We start from the raw sequence: 20,086 nt of genomic DNA on the forward strand, positions 1-20,086 counted from the left end.
ACTGGCTGACGAGCCGGCTAGACGCCGTGCTGCCGATGGATCACGACGAGGAGCGCCTTCGCTTCGCTCTTGCCCGCGTTGCGGATCGCGTGCGGCCCGTCGGCCGCGTAGCGCGCGGTGTCGCCCGCCTTCAGGCGCCGCGCGATGCCCGCCGCTTCGATTTCGATCGTGCCGTTCAGCACGGTCAGATGCTCGCGCGTGCCCGGCTCGTGCGGATTCGATACGAGCGCGCCGTGCGCCGGCAGCGTCAACTCATACCACTCGAACTTGCCCGCGAGCTCGATCGGCCCCCAGACGCGCAACTGGTATTGCGCGTCGTGCCCGGCGAGCGTCGGGATGTCGTGCGGGCCGTCGACGCGGATCGTCTCCGGCGCCTTCGGCTGCGCGAACAACTCGTCGAGGCTGATGCCAAGCGCGTTCGTGAGCCGCCACGCAACCGCGATCGTCGGATTCGCCTTGTCGCGCTCGATTTCCGACAGCATCGATTTCGATACGCCCGCCGCGCGCGACAGATCGTCGAGCGTCAGCTTGCGCTCGTTGCGCAGGCGCTGAATTTGCTCGCCGACCCGCGGCGGCGCGACGCCGGCGGAAGCGGGCGCGGCTGTGCGCCGCGCGCCGGAAGAGCTTGCCATTTGAATTCCGTTCGCTTAGAGTTGTTCGGTATTTCGAATTTTAGTTCGAAATACAGGAAAAATACGCTGAACCCGACGGCCGACTATAACAGTAGCAAGCTGCTTTGCCGCCGCCACGAGCGCGGCCGAGCGCCGAGGCTTGCAGCCCATATCAGGAGCTTATGCGATGCGTGATGCCTATCTCGCCCATCTACGCGGCACCCTCGAGCAGATTCGCGCGGACGGTTTCTACAAGACCGAGCGTGAGATCGCGAGCCCGCAGGCGGCCGACATCCGGCTTGCCGGCGGCGCGCACGTGCTGAATTTCTGCGCGAACAACTATCTGGGGCTCGCGGACGATCCGCGCCTCATCGCCGCCGCGCAGGCGGCGCTCGAGCGGGACGGGTTCGGGATGGCGTCGGTGCGCTTCATCTGCGGCACGCAGACCGTGCACAAGCAACTGGAGGCGGCGCTTTCCGCGTTCCTGAAAACGGACGACTGCATTCTGTATTCGAGCTGCTTCGACGCGAACGGCGGCCTGTTCGAGACGCTGCTCGACGAAAACGACGCGATCATCAGCGACGAGCTGAACCACGCGAGCATCATCGACGGCGTTCGCCTGTCGAAGGCGAAGCGCTTTCGCTACAAGAACAACGATCTCGCCGATCTCGAAGCGAAGCTGCGCGAGGCCGACGCCGCGGGCGCGCGCTTCAAGCTGATCGCGACCGACGGCGTGTTCTCGATGGACGGCATCATCGCGAACCTGAAAGGCGTCTGCGATCTCGCCGATCGCTACGGCGCGCTCGTGATGGTCGACGATTCGCATGCGGTCGGCTTCATCGGCGAGCACGGGCGCGGCACGCCCGAGCATTGCGGCGTCGAGGGCCGCGTCGACATCATCACGGGCACGCTCGGCAAGGCGCTGGGCGGCGCGTCGGGCGGCTATGTCGCCGCGCGGCGCGAAATCATTGAACTGCTGCGGCAGCGCTCGCGCCCGTATCTGTTCTCGAACACGCTGACGCCGAGCATCGCGGCCGCGTCGCTGAAGGTGCTCGAGCTGCTCGCGAGCGACGAGGGCGCGCGGCTGCGCGAGCGCGTGCGCGCGAACGGCGCGCACTTCCGCGAGAAGATGAGCGCGGCGGGCTTCACGCTCGTGCCGGGCGAGCACCCGATCATTCCGGTGATGCTCGGCGACGCGCAGGTCGCATCCAGGATGGCCGACGCGCTCCTCGCCGAAGGCGTGTACGTGATCGGTTTCTCGTATCCCGTCGTGCCGCGCGGCCGTGCACGCATTCGCACGCAGATGAGCGCCGCGCATACGCCCGAGCAGATCGATCGCGCGGTCGACGCGTTCGTGCGCGTCGGCAAGACGCTCGGCGTCATTTAGACGGAGGCTCGCGATGAAAGCGCTTGCCAAGCTCGAACGCGGCCCGGGCCTTACGCTCACCCGCGTGAAGAAGCCCGAGGTCGGTCACAACGACGTGCTGATCAAGATTCGCCGCACCGCGATCTGCGGCACCGACATCCACATCTGGAAGTGGGACGACTGGGCGCAGAAGACGATTCCGGTGCCGATGCACGTCGGCCACGAGTATGTCGGCGAGATCGTCGAGATGGGCCAGGAAGTGCGCGGCTTCTCGATCGGCGATCGCGTATCCGGCGAAGGCCACATCACGTGCGGCTTCTGCCGCAACTGTCGCGCGGGGCGGCGCCATCTGTGCCGCAACACGGTGGGCGTCGGCGTGAATCGCGAAGGCGCGTTCGCCGAGTATCTCGCGATTCCCGCGTTCAACGCGTTCAAGATTCCGCCCGAGATCTCCGACGATCTCGCCGCGATCTTCGATCCGTTCGGCAACGCGACGCACACCGCGCTGTCGTTCAACCTCGTCGGCGAGGATGTGCTGATCACGGGCGCGGGGCCGATCGGCGTGATGGCGGCGGCGATCGCGAAGCACGTCGGCGCGCGCAACGTCGTCATCACCGACATCAACGACTATCGCCTCGATCTCGCGCGCAAGATGGGCGCGACGCGCGCGGTGAACGTGTCGCGCGAATCGCTGCGCGACGTGATGGCCGATCTGCACATGACCGAAGGCTTCGATGTCGGGCTCGAGATGTCGGGCGTGCCGAGCGCGTTCACGTCGCTGCTCGAATCGATGAATCACGGCGGCAAGGTTGCGCTGCTCGGCATTCCGCCCGCGCAGACCGCGATCGACTGGAATCAGGTGATCTTCAAGGGCCTCGAGATCAAGGGCATCTACGGGCGCGAAATGTTCGAGACCTGGTACAAGATGGTCGCGATGTTGCAGAGCGGGCTCGACTTGTCACCGATCCTCACGCATCGCTTTCCGGTCGACGAGTTCGAGAAGGGCTTCGCGGCGATGCTGTCGGGCGAGAGCGGCAAGGTGATTCTCGACTGGACCGTGTGACGCCGGGCCGGGAGTCACGAGTCACGAGTCACGAGTCACGAGTCACGAGTCACGCCGCGCTACGGACTGCGAACGATGATCCGAAAACCGCGCGAGGCGGCATGTCGAGCCTCGCGCGGCATTCAATGCGCGGCGCCCATCGTCACCTGTTCGACGATCGGCCCGAGCGCAAGCGCCGGCAGATACGTGAGCAACGTCATCAGCAAGACCGTTCCGATCAGCAGGACGACGAAGAGCGGGCCATGCGTCGGCAGCGTGCCGGGGCCGGCCGCGCGCCGCACCTTCGGCGCGAGCGAGCCCGCGAGCGCGAGCACCGGCACGATCGTCGCGAAGCGGCCGAGCCACATCGCCGCCGCGAGCGCCGTGTTGTAGTACGGCGTGTTCGCGGCGAGGCCGGCGAACGCGCTGCCGTTGTTGTTCGCGGCCGACGTGAACGCGTAGAGGATCTCGCTGAAGCCGTGCGCGCCGGGGTTCGCGATGCCGGCGACGCCGTCCGGCAGCAGCACCGATACGGCCGTGCCGACGAGCACGACGATCGGTGTCGCGAGGATCGCGATCGAGACGAGCTTCATGTCGTGCGGATCGATCTTCTTGCCGAGATATTTGGGCGCGCGGCCGATCATCAATCCCGCGATGAACACGGCGAGCATCGCATGCACCAGCATGCCGAAGAGTCCCGAGCCGGGGCCGCCGAACACCACTTCGCCCGTCTGCATCAACGCCATCGGCACGAGTCCGCCGATCGGCGTCAGCGAATCGTGCATCGCGTCGACGGCGCCGTCGCCGCTCGCCGTCGCGATCGCCGCGTAGAGCGCGGACGACGCGATCCCGAAGCGCGTCTCCTTGCCTTCCATGTTGCCGCCCGGCATCGCTACGGATGCGCGCGAGTCGATGCCGGGCGCCGTGAGCGTCGCGCTGCCCGCCTGCTCCGCGCGCATCGTTGCCGCGGCGCAGGCGACGAACATCGCGAGCATCGCCGCATAGATCGCCCAGCCCTGCCGCGTGTCGCCGACCATCGCGCCGAACGTGTAGCAAAGCGCGGCCGGAAGCAGCAGCAGCGCGAGCATTTGCAGGAAGTTGCTGAAGGGCGTGGGATTCTCGAACGGATGCGCGGAGTTCGCGTTGAAGAAGCCGCCGCCGTCGCCGCTCAACAGCTTGATCGATTCCTGCGACGCGACGGGCCCCATCGGCAGAAGCTGCTCGCGGCTCGTGATCGTGCGCACGACCGGTTGGCCGGCGGCGTTGCGCAACGGCGTGCCGCTGGCGTCGAGCGCGGGCTGCTGCCAGGTGACGCTTTGCGCGATGTGAACGGCGCGATAGGCGGAGAAGTTCTGGATCGTGCCTTGCGCGATGAACGCGGCGGCGAACAGCACGGACAACGGAATCAGGATGTACAGCGTCGCGCGCGTGAGGTCGGCCCATAGATTGCCGACGGAGCCGGTGCCGCGCGTCGCGAGCGCGCGGATCAGCGCGAACAGGACGGCGATGCCCGCGGCGGCCGACAGGAAACTCTGCACGGCGATGCCGCCCATCTGGCTCAGATAGCTGAGCGTCGTTTCGCCTGCGTAGCCCTGCCAGCTTGTGTTGGTGACGAAGCTGACGGCCGTGTTGAATGCCGAATCCGCACCGACGGCCGGCAGGGCCTGCGGATTGAGCGGCAGCCTGTGCTGGAGACGCTGCAACGCGTAGAGCGCGATCGTGCCGAGCACGCTGAACGACAACAACGCGACCGCGTAAGTTTTCCAGCTCATCCCCTGTTCGGGATCGACGCCCGCCGCGCGATACGTCCATCGCTCGACGGGCCGCAGCATTCGCATCGGCCAAGGCGGATCGCCGTTTGCGACGCGGGCGATGTAGCGCCCGAGCGGCTTGACGAGCAGCGTCAGCACGATGACGAAAAGGCTGATTTGCAGATACGCGTGCTTGTCCATCGATTCTCCCGCTTCGGCAGTCGGTTCGGCCGCGCTTCATGTCTCCATTACAGCGCGGCACGTGTCAAATCGATCGAAAGACTCGGGTGGCGGGAGTAAACATCGCATCAATATTTCCAAGCGACGCTCCGCGATTTCACGCCATGCGCACGTGCTCTATTTCGCTTCGTCGAGCAAATGCGGATTCAATTCAATGTTCAGGATGACTAGCCAACGTTTCGGGCAACCGGTCGGAACGTCGGGCAGCGTATCGACGGTCGGGGCCTTGCGCAGGCGCCCGCTTGCTCGTGCATCGAGATAGGCGCGCTGCGCATCGGATTGCAGCCAGAAACTGACGAGCGCGCACGTGACGAAATTGAAGAGCAGCAGCGGGCCGGGTTCGACGTCGTGGCCGAATGCGTGAGCGAGGCCGGCGAATGCCGTCGTCAACACCTGGCTCACCGCGATCGTGATGCACACGACCTTGGCGAGCCCGCGCGCGCGCATCGCGGCTCGCACGTTGGCCGGCTTGCGCGCGTTCGGATCGCCAGAATCGCCCGAATCGTGCGTGCGGTCGCGCCGGTGCGTTTCGTCGTCGGCGCTCATGCGACGCGACCGAGCGGTGTCGGCGTTGGCGTCGGTATCAGCGGCAGTTCGCGCATTTTCCATCCATACGAAGGCGATGCGTCCGTCGACTTGCTGAGGATCGCGCTGTCGTAGCCTTTGCCGGAAAAATGCATGACGTCGACGATTCGGAATCCTTGACGCGTATAGAACTCGACGAGATGCGCGGCGGGTTGCGGCGTATCGAGCGCGAGGCGCCGATAGCCGCGCGCGGCCGCCCAATGCGCGGCGAACGTGAGCATCGAGCAGCCGATGCCGCGCCCTTGCCACACCGGATCGACGCCGAACTGGCGCAGCGTCGCGACGTTGGCGCGGCGATAGAGCTCGCACGGCGACGACAAATCGCGCGTATGAAGCGTCATCGTCGCGACCAGGTGGCCGTTGCAGACGGCGACGAAGCACTCGCCCGCGAGCGCGCGCTGCCGCGTGACGGCGGCCGGCTGATCGACGCAAGGGCAATTGAGTCCCATTTGGCCGAGCCGCGCGAATGCGCGATGCAGCAGCGCGGTCAGCTCTTCGTACGAGTCGTGCGCCGGATCGAAACGCCTCAGCACGACACGGCCTTCCACGCGCTTCGCGCATGCGAAATGCATTGCTCGTTCGTTCTTCGCTCGTTGCTGTTGCATGACACCTCCCAAACCTCGACGGTTGCCCGAAGTGTAGGGAGGCGCGAGCGCGCCTTTCAAGAAAAAATGTCGTAAAAAATTTTCGTGACGGCGACGTGAGTCGCGGTGCATGAGGATCGAGTATCGTCGCGGATCGCGAGCGCCGTGAGAGGGTACGTCATCGGCGCGTCATTGCGCCGGCGCTACGCCTTCCTTGACGAATTCCGCCTCGATGCGCACGCGCACGTGGTCGCCGACGGCCGGAAACCAGCTCGTCACGCCGAATTGCGCGCGGCTGAACGTGCCGCTCGCGGAAAAGCCGAGCGTGTCCTGCTTCGTCAACGGATTGCGGCCGTAGCCATTGAACGTGACGGCGAGCGTGACGGGGCGCGTCGCGCCGCGGATCGTCAGGTTGCCGGCCAACGTGCCTTGCGTCGCGCTCGTGCGCGTGAAGTGCGCGCCGTCGAAACGGATCTGCGGATAGCGGGCGGCGTCGAGCGCGTCGGCGCCCGCGACGAGCTTGTCGAGCAGCGGCACGTTGGTGTCGATGCTTGCCGCGTCGATCGACGCCGTCACGCCGCTGTCGGCAAGCCCGCCCGCGCGCCAGTCGAGCTGCGCGCTCGCGCGATCGAAACGCATCGTGAAGCGCGAATACTTGAAATGGTCGACGTCGAACACGATGCTCCAGTGGTGCGGATCGAGCGTGTAGCGGCCGGCCGGAACGGCGGCTTCCGCCGTCGACACGCTGTGCGTGACGACCCGCAGCGGCGTGCAGCTCGCCGTCGCGCCCGCGAGCGCAACCGCGCATGCGATCCATCCCGCCCATCTCGCCGGTTTCATCCGAACCTCGTTTGTCGAACGCGTCGAAAGACGATAGCGCATCGATTCGAGGTTGACAAAGGAGAATGATCGTTCTACCGTAAACGCATGAACACGAAACCTGACCTTTCCCCCGCCGCAGCCGGCGCGCGCGAGCGCTTGCTCGACGCGGCCGAGACGCTGATCTACGCGGGCGGCATTCATGCGACGGGCGTCGACGCGATCGTCAAGCTGTCGGGCGCCGCGCGCAAGAGCTTCTATACGCACTTCGAATCGAAGGAGGCGCTCGTCGCCGCCGCGCTCGAACGTCGTGACGAACGCTGGATGACGTGGTTCGTCGACGCGACGGAAAAACGCGGCAAGACGCCGCGCGCGCGGCTCGTCGGCATGTTCGACGTGCTGCGCGAATGGTTTGAGCAGGCGGATTTTCATGGCTGCGCGTTCCTGAACGCGGCGGGCGAGATCGAGCATCCGGACGATCCGGTGCGTGTCGTCGCGCGCGAGCACAAGGAACGCCTGCGCGCGTTCGTGCGCGAGCAGCTCGACGCGCATGCGGCCGAGGCCGGCGCGGATCGCCGGCACGTCGCGCGGCTCGCGCGCCAGTGGCTCGTGCTGATCGACGGCGCGATCGGCGTCGCGCTCGTGAGCGGCGATGCATCGGCGGCGCGCGACGCGCGCGCGGCGGCGGAGCTGCTGCTCGACGCGACGTTGCCGAGCCGGTCCGGCTGACGCTCCCCCTTTTCCTTCACTCGAATAGCCGTACCTCGACCTGCCCGCCGTCCGTCGGCGAGCCGGGCAGGCCCTTTCACGTCCTCAATCTGGAGAACACGATGTCCGATTCAACCGAAATCCGCCCGCCCGTTCCGCCGTTCACGCGCGAAACCGCGATTCAAAAAGTTCGGGCTGCTGAAGATGGCTGGAACACGCGCGACCCCGAGCGCGTGTCGCTCGCCTATACGCCGCAGAGCAAGTGGCGCAACCGCGCGGAGTTCGCCACGGGCCGCGCGGAGATCGTCGCGCTGCTGCGCCGCAAGTGGACGCGCGAGCTCGACTATCGGCTGATCAAGGAATTGTGGGCGTTCACGGGCAACCGGATCGCGGTGCGCTTCGCGTACGAATGGCGCGACGACGCGGGCAACTGGTTCCGCTCGTACGGCAACGAAAACTGGGAATTCGACGAGAACGGGCTGATGGCGCATCGCCACGCTTGCATCAACGACATGCCGATTCGCGAATCGGATCGCCTGTTCCATTGGCCGCTCGGCCGCCGGCCCGACGATCATCCGGGCTTGTCGGACCTCGGGCTTTGAGCGACGGCGCGCGGCGCGCGACGTCGCGCCGCCATCGAGCGGCGTGCGTTGCCGAAGCGTCGCGCGATTCGTCATGGGTAGCGCGGGTGGTTGCGATGCGTCGGGGCGTTGCGTCGTGCGATGTTTGGACGCCGCGCGTAGAGCGCTGAACGCCGAACGCCGAACGCCGAACGCTGAACGCCAAGCGCCAAGCGCCAAGCGCCAAGCGCCAAGCGCCAAGCGCCAAGCGCCAAGCGCCAAACGCCAAACGCCAAACGCCAAACGCTAAGCATAGCGCGACGACCGCCTGTCGCGAGCGTCGAATGCGATCGGGCGCCGCTTCGGCGGCGCCCCGAACGGCGGCGCCCGGTGCCGTTCGCATCATCCTCGCTGCGGCACCTCGCGCTCCAGATGGCCGAGCCGAACGACCGTCACGCCCGGGCGCAACTGGCGCAGCGACGGCATCACGAGCACGCAGTCCGGATACGGCGTCGTGACGGGCTCGCCGTTCGACCAGCCGATCACTTCGCCCGCTTTCGCGAAATGCTCGAGGCCGGTGTATGCATCGGCGAAACGAAAGTCGTGGCTCGTCGCGACGACGGGTTCCGTCACCTGCACGACTCGCATCGTCTTTGCCAGCGGCAGGAACCAGTCGACGGGCAGATCCTGTCCGTCGACGATGCCCGAGGCGACCAGAAAGCGCGCGGTGCTGTCGCGCGCGACGGCCGCCGCTCGCGCCTCCCAGTGCTGACCGCATTCGATGAGGAGCGCATTTTTCGCGCTCGCCGGATCGCCGAAGCCGCCGTAATCGCGCATCCGCTTGCCTTCCGGATGGCCTTCGTCGCGAATCACCGTTGCCGGCGCGCCGATCCGCAGCGCGAGCGCGGTGCCCTTGTCGAGCGGCCCGGCGACGATCAGCGGCGCGCTGCGTTCGTGCATCGAATGCAGGTCGAGCAGCCAGTCGGCTTCGTCGACGAACGGCCGCATTGCGCGCGCGCGATCGAGCTCGACCGAGCGCTTCGACGGATCGTCCAGCACCGCGGGCGTCCATACGCGATTGAAATCCTGATCGACGAAGCGCGCAGCGTCGGGCTTGTCCGCATCGAAGCGCTCGTACGCGGCGACGTTCGCGAACGACAGCGTCAGCACGCCGCGGCGCGGCCGCAACCTCATCTTCAACAACGCATCCACGACGATCGCGCCGCACACTTCGTTGCCGTGCGTGAGCGCATTGATCATCACGTGCGGGCCGGGCGCGCCCGAATCGAAGCGATGCACGTAGTCGACGCCGGCGTTGCCGGCACGATGCGCATCGAGGTTCGGAAAGTCGACCTCGATCGAATAGTGAGGAAATACGGGAGCCGATTCGGTCATGGTGAGCTTTTTCGGGAGTCGATGAAAATGTCGCGGCGGATCACGTGCGCGCGCGATCGCGAACCTGGCCGGCGCCGCGCATACGGCGCCGTTCGGTGAGCGATTTCATGCGTGCGCGCGCACGTTTCATCGTGAAAGGCGTCAATCGAGATTGCCTTCGCACAGATACTTGATCGCGAGATAGTCGTCGAGCCCGTAGCGCGATCCTTCGCGGCCGTAGCCCGATTCCTTGACGCCGCCGAACGGCGCGGCCTCGCTCGCGAGCGCACCTTCGTTGACACCGACGACGCCGGCCTCGAGCCGCGACGACACGCGCGCGATCCGCCGCACGTTCTGCGTGTAGAAGTAGGCGGCGAGGCCGTACGGCGTGTCGTTCGCTGCGGCGATGGCTTCGTCTTCGGTCGAGAATCGGAACAACGCAACTACCGGTCCGAACGTCTCCTCGCCGCAAAGCTGCATGCCGGGCGCGGCGTCGGCGAGCACGGTCGGCGCATAGAAGTGCGGGCCGATCTCGGCGAGACGCCGGCCGCCCGTCAGCACGCGCGCGCCGCGCGTCACCGCGTCGTCGACGTGGCGCGCGATCTTGTCGACCGCGCGCGCGTTGATCATCGGGCCGATCTGCGCGGCGGAATCGGTCGCCGGCGCGACGCGCAGCGCGCCCACCCGCTCGGCGACGCGCGCCGCGAACGCGTCGTACACGCCTTCCTGCACGTACACGCGATTCGGACACACGCAGGTCTGCCCGCCGTTGCGGAATTTCGCGGCCATCAGGCCGCCGACGGCCGCGTCGAGATCGGCGTCGTCGAACACGATGAACGGCGCGTTGCCGCCGAGTTCGAGCGACAGCTTCTTCAGCGTCGCCGCCGATTCGCGCGCGAGGAACTTGCCGACGGGCGTCGAGCCGGTGAACGTGATCTTGCGCACGCGCGAATCGGCGAGCCAGTCGCCGACCGCTTCGACGCCGCGCTCGCGCGACGCCGAGATCATGTTCAGCACGCCGGGCGGCACGCCGGCTTCCATCGCGAGGAACGCGAGCGCGAGCGCGGTGAGCGGCGTGTCCTCCGCCGGCTTCGCGACGACCGTGCAGCCCGCCGCGAGCGCCGGCGCGATCTTGCGCGCGATCATCGCGAGCGGAAAGTTCCACGGCGTGATCGCCGCGACGATGCCGATCGGCTCCTTCACCACGCTCATCCGCTTGCCGTGGTGCTGCTGCGGGATGACGTCGCCGTACGCTCGCGTCGCTTCCTCGGCGAACCACTGCACGTACGACGCGCCGTACGCGACTTCGCCGAGCGCCTCGGCGAGCGGCTTGCCTTGCTCGCGCGACATCAGGCGCGCGAGGTCTTCGGTGTGCCAGACGATCGCCGCGTGCCACGCGCGCAGGATCGCGGCGCGTTCGCGCGCGGGCGTCGCGCGCCACGCGGGCAGCGCGCGGGCGGCGGCGTCGGTGGCGGCCCGCGCGTCGTCGGCGCCGCTGTCGGCGGCTTCGGAGATCACGTCGAGCGCGGCCGGATCGGACACGGCATAGCGGCTGCCCGACGCGGCGGGGCGCCATTCGCCGTCGATCAGGTTGCCGGTGCGGAGGAGTTCGGTGCGGGACAGCGTGAGCGGCATGGTGCGAATCCTGACGAAACGATGCGGTTGAAACGGCGCGCGGCGATCGAAGGCGATCAGCCGAGCAGGTGCGCGACGATCGCGTCGCCGACTTCGCTCGTCGACGCCTGGCCGCCCAGGTCGCGCGTGCGCGGGCCGTGCTTCAGCACGTGCTCGATCGCGGCGACGATCGCGTCGTGCGCTTCGCGGGCGCGGCCGGCGCCTTCGCCGAGGAAGTCGATCATCATCGCGGCCGACCAGATCATCGCGATCGGATTCGCGACGTGCTTGCCCGCGATGTCCGGCGCGGAGCCGTGCACCGGCTCGAACAGCGACGGAAAGTTGCGCTCCGGGTTCAGGTTCGCAGACGGCGCGATGCCGATCGTGCCGGTGCACGCGGGGCCGAGGTCGGACAGGATGTCGCCGAACAGATTCGACGCGACGACGACGTCGAAGCGGTCCGGCTGCATCACGAAGCGGGCGCACAGGATGTCGATGTGCTGCTTGTCCCACGCGATGTCCGGATAGTGCGCGGCCATCTCAGCGGCGCGCGCGTCCCACCACGGCATGCTGATCGCGATGCCGTTGCTCTTCGTCGCGACGGTGAGCCGCTTCGCGCGGCGCCGCGCGAGCTCGAACGCGAACTTCATCACGCGCTCGGTGCCGAGCCGCGTGAACACCGCCTGCTGGACGGCGAATTCGCGGTCGGTGCCCTCGAACATCACGCCGCCGACGGCCGAATACTCGCCTTCCGTGTTCTCGCGGACGATCATGAAATCGATGTCGCCCGCCTTGCGGCCGGCGAGCGGGCACGGCACGCCGTCGAACAGGCGCGCGGGGCGCAGGTTCACGTACTGGTCGAATTCGCGGCGGAATTTCAGCAGCGACCCCCACAGCGAGACGTGATCGGGCACCGTGTCGGGCCATCCGACCGCGCCGAACAGCAGCGCGTCCATGCTGGAAAGTTGCGTTTTCCAGTCGTCCGGCATCATCTGGCCGTGCTTCGCGTAGTACTCGCAGCTCGCCCATTCGATCGGCTGGTATTCGAAGCGCAAGCCGAAGCGGCGGCTCACCGCGTCGAGCGCGCGCAGCCCTTCGGGCATCACTTCCACGCCGATTCCGTCGCCGGGGATGACGGCGATCTTGTACGCCTTGTCGTTCATGCTGGATTCCTCGTCTCGTGTCGAGCCGCGCGCGTCGGCTGGGCCGGGCGCGGGCGGCATGGGCGGTGTGACGGGCGCGGTAGCTCGGGACGCGCGCCGTCGTCGATTTACGCATTCTATTTATTTCTGGAAGGATTAAAATCGGCCATCCGGTTAATCGACTTTCCACGCATCGTGAATAATTCGCCGAATCTCGACGACCTGCGCGTGTTCAGCATCGTCGTGCGGCTCGCGAGCTTCAGCGCGGCCGCCGAGCAGCTCGCGGTGTCGCCGGCGTATGTCAGCAAGCGCGTCGCGCTGCTCGAAAAGCAGCTCGGCACGCGGCTTTTGCACCGCTCGACGCGCCGCGTCGGGGTGACGGAGGCGGGCGAGCGCGTCTACGCATGGACCGAGAAGATCCTCGACGACGTCGACCATCTCGTCGAGGACGTCTCGACGACCCGCAGCGTCCCGCGCGGCACGCTGCGGATTTCGAGCAGCTTCGGCTTTGGCCGGCACGTGCTCGCGCCCGCACTGCTCGAGTTCAACGAGCGCTATCCGCAGCTCAACGTGCGGCTCGATCTGTTCGACCGGCTCATCGACGTCGTGGGCGAAGGCTTCGATCTCGACATCCGGATCGGCGACGAGATCGCCGATCACCTGATCGCGAAGCGGCTCGCGACGAATTACCGGGTGCTGTGCGCTTCGCCTGCGTATCTCGCGCGATACGGCATGCCGCGCCAGCTCGCGGATCTCGCCGCGCATCAATGCCTCGCGATCAAGGAGCGCGATCATCCGTTCGGCGTATGGCGGCTCACGGTGCGAGGCGAGACATCGACGGTGAAGGTGGGCGGCGCGCTGTCGACGAATCACGGCGAGGTCGCCGTGCAGTGGGCGCTCGCCGGCCGCGGGATCGTGCTGCGCTCGATCTGGGAAGCGGGGCCGCTGCTCGCGAGCGGCGCGCTCAAGCGCGTGCTGCCCGACGCGATCCAGCCGGCGAACGTGTGGGCGGTCTATCCGGCGCGGCTTGCGGCGTCGGCGAAGGTGCGCGTGTGCGTGGATTTTCTCGCGGACGCGTTCGCGCACCTGAACGAGCGCGCGAACGGCGGATAATCGTCCGGCGAACGGCGAACGGCGAACGGCGAACGGCGAACGGCGAACGGCGAACGGCGAACGGCGAACCGCCAACCGCCAACCGCCAACCGCCAACCGCGAACCGTGCGTGGAATGCGGCGAGAGCCGAGCGTCGTCGGCCGGCGCGCAGTGATCGGCGGACAACGAACCCCGATTTTTGATCGACAGTCGGGGCTCGGTTTGAAATCACCGACAGTTCCGCAACTAACGGGCCATTTCGTCCGTACGCGACATCGACGCGCAAATCAAAGCGCGTTGTACGACGCACGACGCATCGTGCATGCTTGTGCGCACGGCGGTCGCAGACGTACGGCTGGACGGTTGGACGACGGATGCGCATGACCGACGACGCAAACCACAAACCACAAACCACAAACCACAAACCACAAACCATACGAAACACACCGGCCCGCCCATCGACATCCCCCGCCCCAAAAGGAGGCCCCCGCAATGGACTCGCTGTCGAAGCGCGCGCTCGGCGCGCAGGCGCGTTTCGTCGCGATGCTCGCCGTGCTGATCTTCGCGCCGGCGGGCTCGCTGCGCTACTGGCAGGGCTGGATCTACTGGCTCGTGTTCTCCGGCTCGACGACCGTGCTCACCCTCTATTTCCTCAAGCGCGATCCGGCGCTCGTCGAGAGCCGGATGCGCGTCGGCGTGCGCGCCGAGCGCGAGCTCAGCCAGAAGATCATTCTCGGCGTCGTCAGCGTCGCGAGCGTCGGGCTCGTCGTCGCGATGGGCGCTGAATGGCGCGTCGCGCGCACGCCCGTCGATTGGGGCGCGGTCGCGCTCGGCAACGCGCTCGTGATCGCGGGCCTCGCGATCTGCTTCGCCGTGCTGCGCGAGAACCGCTTCGCGTCGAGCATCGTCGAGGTGAAGCAGGAGCAGACGGTGATCTCGTCCGGCCCGTATCGCTTCGTCCGGCACCCGATGTATTCCGGCGCAATGGTGATATTTTTCGGGAGCCCGATCGCCGCCCAGTCGGCCTGGGCCTGGCCGTTCGCCGCAGTGCTCGCGGCGGGCGTCGTCGCGCGGCTCGTCGACGAGGAACGCTACCTGAGCGTGCACCTCGACGGCTATCGCGCGTATTGCGAACGCGTGCGCTGGCGGCTTTTGCCGCGCGTCTGGTGACGGGTGGCGCGGCGTCGCCGCGAGAGCGCCGGCACGCGGCGGGCAGGCGCATCGGTCGATACGCAGCGAACCGTACCTGTCGGCGTCGCGCTCGCGCTTCTACAATCGTCCGAATCATCGTCGAACGAGGTGGTCCGTGATGCTGAAAGTGCTCGGCAAGGCGCCGTCGATCAACGTCCGCAAGGTGATGTGGACGTGCGCCGAATTGCAGCTCGGGTTCGAACGCGAAGACTGGGGTGCGGGATTCCGGTCGACGCAGACGCCCGAATTCCAAGCGCTGAACCCGAACGGCCTCGTGCCGGTGCTCGTGGACGGCGATTTCGTGCTCTGGGAATCGAACGCGATCATCCGCTATCTGGCGAACCGGTACGGCGGCGCGCATTTGTATCCGGCCGAGCCGCACGCGCGGGCGCGCGTCGATCAATGGCTCGACTGGCAGACGACCGCGCTGAACCGCGCGTGGAGCTACGCGTTCTTCGCGATCGTGCGCAACGAGCCGAGCCATCGGGATCAGGGCCAGATCCGCGCGTCGTGCGAGAGCTGGACGCGGCACATGGCGATCCTGAACGCGCGGCTCGACGCGACGGGCGCGTACGTCGCCGGCTCCGACTACACGCTCGCCGACGTCGCGATCGGCTTGTCGGTCAACCGGTGGCTGCGCACGCCGTTCGACGACAAGCCCGATTTCGCGGCGGTGTCCGCGTATTTCGCGCGGCTCGCCGCGCGAGCGGGCTTCGCCGAGCATTGCGCCAACGGTTTGCCGTGAGCGTCGGCGCCGCCGTGAGCTCACCTTCGATCCACCGATCGCCAAGACCCGAACGAAGAACGCGATGAACGCAGCGACCACGGCAAGCGCGCATGCCGATCGCGCGGCCGACCGGCCGATCTCGGCGCCCATCTATCAAGTCGACGCGTTCGCGAATCGCCGTTTCGCGGGCAATCCCGCGGCCGTCGTGCTGCTCGATCGCTTTCCCGACGACGCGACGATGCAGGCGATCGCGGCAGAGAACAATCTGGCGGAAACGGCGTTCGCCGTGCCGCACGCGTCCGGCTATCGGCTGCGCTGGTTCACGCCGCGCATCGAGGTGCCGCTTTGCGGGCACGCGACGCTCGCGAGCGCCGCCGTCGTGATGGAGCGGGTCGAGCCCGCGCGCGAGCGCGTCGTGTTCGACACGGCGAGCGGGCCGTTGACCGTCGAACGCACGCCGGACGGCTACCGGATGGATTTCCCCGCCCGGCCGACCGCGCCGAGCGACGCGCGTGCACATGCACGGCTCGCCGACGCGCTCGGCGCAGGCGCGCTCGAAGACGTGCATGCGAACGCGCACGTGTATCTGGCGCGGCTCGCGAGCGCGCAGGCGGTGCGCGCGCTGAATCCGGACATGGCCGCGCTTGCGGCGCTGGATCGCAGCGGCGTGATCGTGACGGCCGCGGACGGCGGCGACTACGATTTCGTCAGCCGCTATTTCGCGCCGGCGAAGGGCGTGCCGGAAGATCCGGTGACGGGCAGCGCGCATTGCGCGCTCGCGCCGTACTGGGCGGCGCGGCTCGGCAAGACCGCGTTTCGCGCGCATCAGGCGTCGCCGCGCGGCGGCGACGTGCGCTGCCGGCTGAACGGCGAGCGCGTCGAGCTCGAAGGATCGTGCGTGTTCTATCTCGAGGGGCGCGTGACGTTCTGACGAACGGCGGCGGCGCGGATGCGAATGCCGCTGCCGTTCGGTCCGACGGCTTGAGACAACCACCGCCGCCGCGCGTCCGGCGAGCGCGCCGACGGCTGCTTCAGCCCGCTTCGGCGCGCTTTCCGCCCAAAGGTGAGATTTTTCGGGAGCCGCCGCGAAGGCGTCCGAAACCGGCCGCCCGCTCTCCTATGTCGCCCGCGAAACGGGCGTTCCGCCGCGTCAATGCCGATCGGCGAACAGCGCTTCGAGCGGATAGTGCCGCTTCACGAACGGCGATTTGATGATCACGTAGCTGAAGTACTTTTCGATGCCGATGTTCCGTTCGAGCAGCCCTTCGATGATCGTCTGATAGTGGCTCACGCTGCGCGTGACGAATTTCAGCAGATAGTCGTACCCGCCGCTCGCGAGGTGGCATTCGACGATCTCGTCGACGTTGCGGATCGCCGCGACGAAGCGGTCGAAGTCCTCGCGGCGGTGGTCGGCGAGCGTGACTTCGGTGAACACGATCTGCACGTCGCCGAGCTTTTCGAGCTGAATGTCCGCGCCGTAGCCGGCGATGTAGCCCGCTTTCTCCAGGCGCTTGACCCGTATCAGGCACGGGCTCGGCGACAGGCCGACCGCATCCGCCAACTCCACGTTGGTGATGCGGCCGCGCTTTTGCAGCTGCGCGAGTATCCGCAGATCGATCTTGTCCAGCTTGCAGTCGCCCATCATCACGGCGTCGGAAGAATGAAGAGTAAACGTACGGTTACTTTACGGTCACAAAATTGCGGCCACAAGGCAGCGTTTTCCCACGTGTCCGCCGGGCTCCGGATTCCCGGCGTGGCTTCCCGGCGTGGCTTCCCGGCTTGACGTGGGAGCGCGTCACGCGGCTCGCGCGTGCGCTGCGTCGAGCGCGCGCCGCACGTCGGTTTGCGCGGACACTTCGTCGAGCGTCGCGCGCAGCCGCGCGAACAGCAAGTCGAAATCGTCCGCCGTGTAGCTGAGCGCGGGCGCGAAGCCGAGGATGCCGTCGCCGAACGCGCGGAACACGACGCGGTTGCGGTACGCCGCCGCCGCGATCCGTTCGGGCAGATTGAGCGACGGATCGAAGCGCGCCTTGCTCGCCTTGTCGGCGACGAGCTCGAGCGCGCCGAGCAGCCCGCGCGAACGCGCATCGCCGACGAGCGGATGCGCGCGCAGCGCGTCGAGCTCGCGCGCGAAGCGCGGCGCATGCGCGATGCCGTTTTCGAGCAGCCCGCCTTCGTGATAGAGGCGCAGCACTTCGAGCGCGATCGCCGCGCTCACCGGGTGCGCGGAATACGTGTGGCCGTGGCCGATCGCGGCGTCGGCGGCGCCGCCGTCGGCGATTCCCCGATAGATCTCGTCGGACATCAGCACCGCGCCCATCGGCGCGTAGCCCGCCGTCAGCCCCTTCGCGACCGTCATCAGATCGGGCTCGACGCCCTCGGCCTCGCACGCGAAGAGCGGGCCGGTGCGGCCGAAGCCGGTGATGACTTCGTCGGCGACGAACAGGATGCCGAGCCGCGAGCACGCGTCGCGCATCGCCTTGAGCCAGCCGAAGGGCGGCACGATCACGCCGCCCGAGCCCTGCACCGGCTCGCAGAAGAACGCGGCGACGCGCTCGGCCCCCAGCTCGGCGACTTTCGCCTCGAGCGCCGCGACCGACGCGGCGATCAGCGCCGCATCGTCGTGGCCTGCCGGATGGCGGTATGCGTACGGCGATTCGATGTGATGCTGGGTCGGCTGCGGCACGTCGAAGTGGCGATGGAACGTCGCGAGCGCGGTGAGCCCGGCTCCGATCGACGACGAGCCGTGATAGCCGCGCTCGAGCGCGATCACGTGCTTCTTCTGCGGACGGCCCGTCGCGTTGAAGTAATGCGTGATGAAGCGCAGCGCGGAATCGACGGCGTCCGAGCCGCCGAGCGTGAAGTAGACGCGTGCGAGCGACTTCGGCGCGAGCGCGGTCAGCTTCTCGGCGAGCTTGATCGCGGGCGCGGAGCCGAAGTGGAAATACGCGGTCGCATACGGCAGGCGCGCCATCTGCTCGGCCGCGGCCTTGACGATGCTGTCGCGGCCATAGCCGACGTTCACGCACCAGAGGCCGGAGAACGCGTCGAGGAGTTCGTTGCCTTCGGCGTCGCGCAGGAACACGCCGTCGGCGGAATCGAGCACGGTGACGCCGCGCGCCTCGTGCGCGCGGTAGCTGACGACGGGATGGATCAGATGCCGACGATCGGCTTCGATCAGCGATGGAATGATCATGGCGGTGCAGGCTCTCGTTCGAACAGGACGTGTGAGGCCATGCTACCGATCGGACGATTTACGCGCGCGTCCAATTGCGGCGCGCAAGCGTACGGATGCGGCGTTTCGACGGGGCGGGACGGCATTTTCTGCTGCGTCGGGCGCGGCGGATTCCGTGCGTTCGGGAACGGCGCGCCGCGTGCGGGCGCGGGCTGTTTCGGCCGCATGGCGTGTCGCCGTGGATCGTGCGCGCCGGCGTGCGCGTTTGGGGCGCGGAATGTCGGATTGGCTGATGATGCGTGGTGCCGAATTCGAACGCGGTGTTTTCAGTCACGCACGCGCGCGTTGCTTCGCACGCGATGGGGAAGGTACGGTGTCTTTGTCTTTGTCTTTGCTTCTGCGCATGCAAGTGCAAGTGCAAGTGCAAGTGCAAGTGCAAGTGCAAGTGCAAGTGCAAGCGCGCACGAACACGCGCCGAGCCCCATCGCCGCGCATCGCACCCGGCAAGCGCTCATCGGCCCCGCCCGATATCCGCCGACAACCGCCCGACAACCGCCTAATAGCCGCGCGCGCGATCGACGACGCCCACCATCGGCTCCCCCGCGCGATGCCGCGCGAGATTCGCGAGCACCGCGTCGACCGCCGTGTCGGGCCGCGTCGCGCTCGCGATGTGCGGCGTGATCCGGATGCGCGGATGCGTCCAGAAAGGGTGTCCCGCCGGCAGCGGCTCCGGGTCCGTCACGTCGACGATCGCGCTGTCGAGCTTGCCCGATGAGAGCGAGTCGAGGAGCGCCGCTTCGACGAGCTGCGGGCCGCGGCCGATGTGGATCAGCGACGCGCCGTCCGGCAGCGCGTCGAACAACGGCATGTCGAGCAGCCCGCGCGTTTCGGGCGTGAGCGGCAGCAGGCACACGAGGATGTCCGAGCGCGCGAGCAGCGCGGCGAGCCCCGTTTCGCCCGCGTAGCAGTCGACGCCCTCCAGCGTGCGCGGCGAGCGGCTCCAGCCCGCGCACGGAAAGCCGAAGCGGCGCAGCGCGTCGAGCACCGCCTGCCCGAGCATGCCGAGGCCGAGCACGCCGACGCGCCGCGACGCGGCGGCGCGCACCGGCTTCGCTCGCCACACCTGCATGCGCTGCAGCGCCGCGTAGTCGAACATGTCGCGATGAATCGTCAGCACGGCCTGCATCACGTATTCGACCATCCCCTCGACGATCCCCGGCTCGATCATCCTCACGACCGGGACGTGCGCGGGCACGCAGGACAGATCGAACTGATCGACGCCCGCGCCGACCGAGAACACGACTTCGAGATTCGGCATCAGCCGCAGCGGAGCGTCGGGCGGCTGCCACGCGGCCAGATAGCGGACGGCGGACGGATCGCCGATGTCGGGCCACAGACGGAACGGGACATCAGGCGCTTTTTCCGCGAAAAGGCGCGCCCACTGCGCGCCGCGCGCCGGATCGGCCTTGTAGACGAAGGTCATCGCATGAAGCGGGCGATCGCGG

General features: G+C 67.6%; 19 protein-coding genes. 8 read left to right on the plus strand and 11 right to left on the minus strand.

The window, feature by feature from the left end; genetic code table 11:
* Positions 1-17: 17 nt before the first annotated feature.
* Positions 18-632, minus strand: a complete 615-nt coding sequence (locus tag WS78_RS30670; RefSeq protein ID WP_038755443.1) for a helix-turn-helix domain-containing protein — start codon at positions 630-632, stop codon at positions 18-20.
* 166 nt (positions 633-798) lie between these two features.
* Here WS78_RS30670 and WS78_RS30675 point away from each other — a divergent pair, with 166 nt between their 5' ends.
* Positions 799-1,998: a glycine C-acetyltransferase gene (locus WS78_RS30675; RefSeq protein WP_059578444.1), complete on the plus strand. Its 1,200-nt coding sequence runs from the start codon at positions 799-801 to the stop codon at positions 1,996-1,998.
* Between the two features lie 13 nt (positions 1,999-2,011).
* Entirely contained in the window at positions 2,012-3,040 is a 1,029-nt protein-coding gene (gene tdh / locus WS78_RS30680) for an L-threonine 3-dehydrogenase (protein ID WP_038755439.1), read from the plus strand.
* Positions 3,041-3,162: 122 nt separating this feature from the next.
* Here tdh and kdpA read toward each other — a convergent pair whose 3' ends face one another.
* The 4 genes from kdpA to WS78_RS30700 all read right to left on the minus strand — a co-directional run bounded on the left by kdpA (position 3,163) and on the right by WS78_RS30700 (position 7,019).
* The gene (gene kdpA, locus WS78_RS30685; RefSeq protein ID WP_059578440.1) at positions 3,163-4,971 is read right to left on the minus strand and encodes a potassium-transporting ATPase subunit KdpA; all 1,809 of its coding nucleotides are present in this window, start codon (positions 4,969-4,971) and stop codon (positions 3,163-3,165) included.
* 156 nt (positions 4,972-5,127) lie between these two features.
* Positions 5,128-5,556 (minus strand): hypothetical protein, encoded by a 429-nt coding sequence (locus WS78_RS30690; RefSeq protein WP_038754622.1) that lies wholly within the window; start codon positions 5,554-5,556, stop codon positions 5,128-5,130.
* Entirely contained in the window at positions 5,553-6,200 is a 648-nt protein-coding gene (locus WS78_RS30695; RefSeq protein ID WP_082717641.1) for a GNAT family N-acetyltransferase, read from the minus strand. The genes WS78_RS30690 and WS78_RS30695 overlap by 4 nt, the downstream gene beginning before the upstream one ends.
* Positions 6,201-6,368: 168 nt before the next feature.
* The gene (locus WS78_RS30700) at positions 6,369-7,019 is read right to left on the minus strand and encodes a YceI family protein (protein WP_059578432.1); all 651 of its coding nucleotides are present in this window, start codon (positions 7,017-7,019) and stop codon (positions 6,369-6,371) included.
* 87 nt (positions 7,020-7,106) lie between these two features.
* Between WS78_RS30700 and WS78_RS30705 the strand changes: the two genes are divergently transcribed.
* The gene (locus WS78_RS30705; RefSeq protein WP_038754614.1) at positions 7,107-7,727 is read left to right on the plus strand and encodes a TetR/AcrR family transcriptional regulator; all 621 of its coding nucleotides are present in this window, start codon (positions 7,107-7,109) and stop codon (positions 7,725-7,727) included.
* Between the two features lie 101 nt (positions 7,728-7,828).
* Entirely contained in the window at positions 7,829-8,308 is a 480-nt protein-coding gene (locus WS78_RS30710; protein ID WP_059578429.1) for a nuclear transport factor 2 family protein, read from the plus strand.
* Positions 8,309-8,668: 360 nt separating this feature from the next.
* On the opposite strand, the gene WS78_RS30720 is transcribed toward WS78_RS30710, so the two are convergent.
* The 3 genes from WS78_RS30720 to WS78_RS30730 form a co-directional block, all read right to left on the minus strand.
* Positions 8,669-9,661, minus strand: coding sequence for a M14 family metallopeptidase (locus WS78_RS30720; RefSeq protein ID WP_038754609.1), 993 nt, complete (start codon positions 9,659-9,661; stop codon positions 8,669-8,671).
* A 141-nt stretch (positions 9,662-9,802) separates the two neighbouring features.
* Positions 9,803-11,275 (minus strand): NAD-dependent succinate-semialdehyde dehydrogenase, encoded by a 1,473-nt coding sequence (locus WS78_RS30725; RefSeq protein ID WP_038754606.1) that lies wholly within the window; start codon positions 11,273-11,275, stop codon positions 9,803-9,805.
* Between the two features lie 56 nt (positions 11,276-11,331).
* Positions 11,332-12,477 carry a tartrate dehydrogenase gene (locus tag WS78_RS30730; protein ID WP_269434505.1) on the minus strand — a complete coding sequence of 382 codons (1,146 nt, stop codon included), beginning with the start codon at positions 12,475-12,477 and terminating at the stop codon, positions 11,332-11,334.
* A 114-nt stretch (positions 12,478-12,591) separates the two neighbouring features.
* Between WS78_RS30730 and WS78_RS30735 the strand changes: the two genes are divergently transcribed.
* The 4 genes from WS78_RS30735 to WS78_RS30750 all read left to right on the plus strand — a co-directional run bounded on the left by WS78_RS30735 (position 12,592) and on the right by WS78_RS30750 (position 16,337).
* Positions 12,592-13,509 (plus strand): LysR substrate-binding domain-containing protein, encoded by a 918-nt coding sequence (locus WS78_RS30735; protein ID WP_038754599.1) that lies wholly within the window; start codon positions 12,592-12,594, stop codon positions 13,507-13,509.
* Positions 13,510-13,980: 471 nt separating this feature from the next.
* A complete protein-coding gene (locus tag WS78_RS30740; RefSeq protein ID WP_059578426.1) occupies positions 13,981-14,658 on the plus strand; it encodes a methyltransferase family protein in 678 nt (225 codons plus the stop codon).
* Between the two features lie 139 nt (positions 14,659-14,797).
* Positions 14,798-15,424 (plus strand): glutathione S-transferase family protein, encoded by a 627-nt coding sequence (locus WS78_RS30745; protein ID WP_059578423.1) that lies wholly within the window; start codon positions 14,798-14,800, stop codon positions 15,422-15,424.
* 64 nt (positions 15,425-15,488) lie between these two features.
* A complete protein-coding gene (locus tag WS78_RS30750) occupies positions 15,489-16,337 on the plus strand; it encodes a PhzF family phenazine biosynthesis protein (protein WP_081990079.1) in 849 nt (282 codons plus the stop codon).
* A 219-nt stretch (positions 16,338-16,556) separates the two neighbouring features.
* On the opposite strand, the gene WS78_RS30755 is transcribed toward WS78_RS30750, so the two are convergent.
* The 3 genes from WS78_RS30755 to WS78_RS30765 form a co-directional block, all read right to left on the minus strand.
* The gene (locus tag WS78_RS30755; protein WP_442854599.1) at positions 16,557-17,051 is read right to left on the minus strand and encodes an Lrp/AsnC family transcriptional regulator; all 495 of its coding nucleotides are present in this window, start codon (positions 17,049-17,051) and stop codon (positions 16,557-16,559) included.
* Between the two features lie 150 nt (positions 17,052-17,201).
* Positions 17,202-18,602, minus strand: coding sequence for an aminotransferase class III-fold pyridoxal phosphate-dependent enzyme (locus WS78_RS30760; protein ID WP_059578419.1), 1,401 nt, complete (start codon positions 18,600-18,602; stop codon positions 17,202-17,204).
* Between the two features lie 535 nt (positions 18,603-19,137).
* The gene (locus WS78_RS30765; protein ID WP_059578416.1) at positions 19,138-20,064 is read right to left on the minus strand and encodes a 2-hydroxyacid dehydrogenase; all 927 of its coding nucleotides are present in this window, start codon (positions 20,062-20,064) and stop codon (positions 19,138-19,140) included.
* Positions 20,065-20,086: the final 22 nt, after the last annotated feature.

This window comes from Burkholderia savannae (assembly GCF_001524445.2).
In the GTDB taxonomy this organism is placed as follows: domain Bacteria; phylum Pseudomonadota; class Gammaproteobacteria; order Burkholderiales; family Burkholderiaceae; genus Burkholderia; species Burkholderia savannae.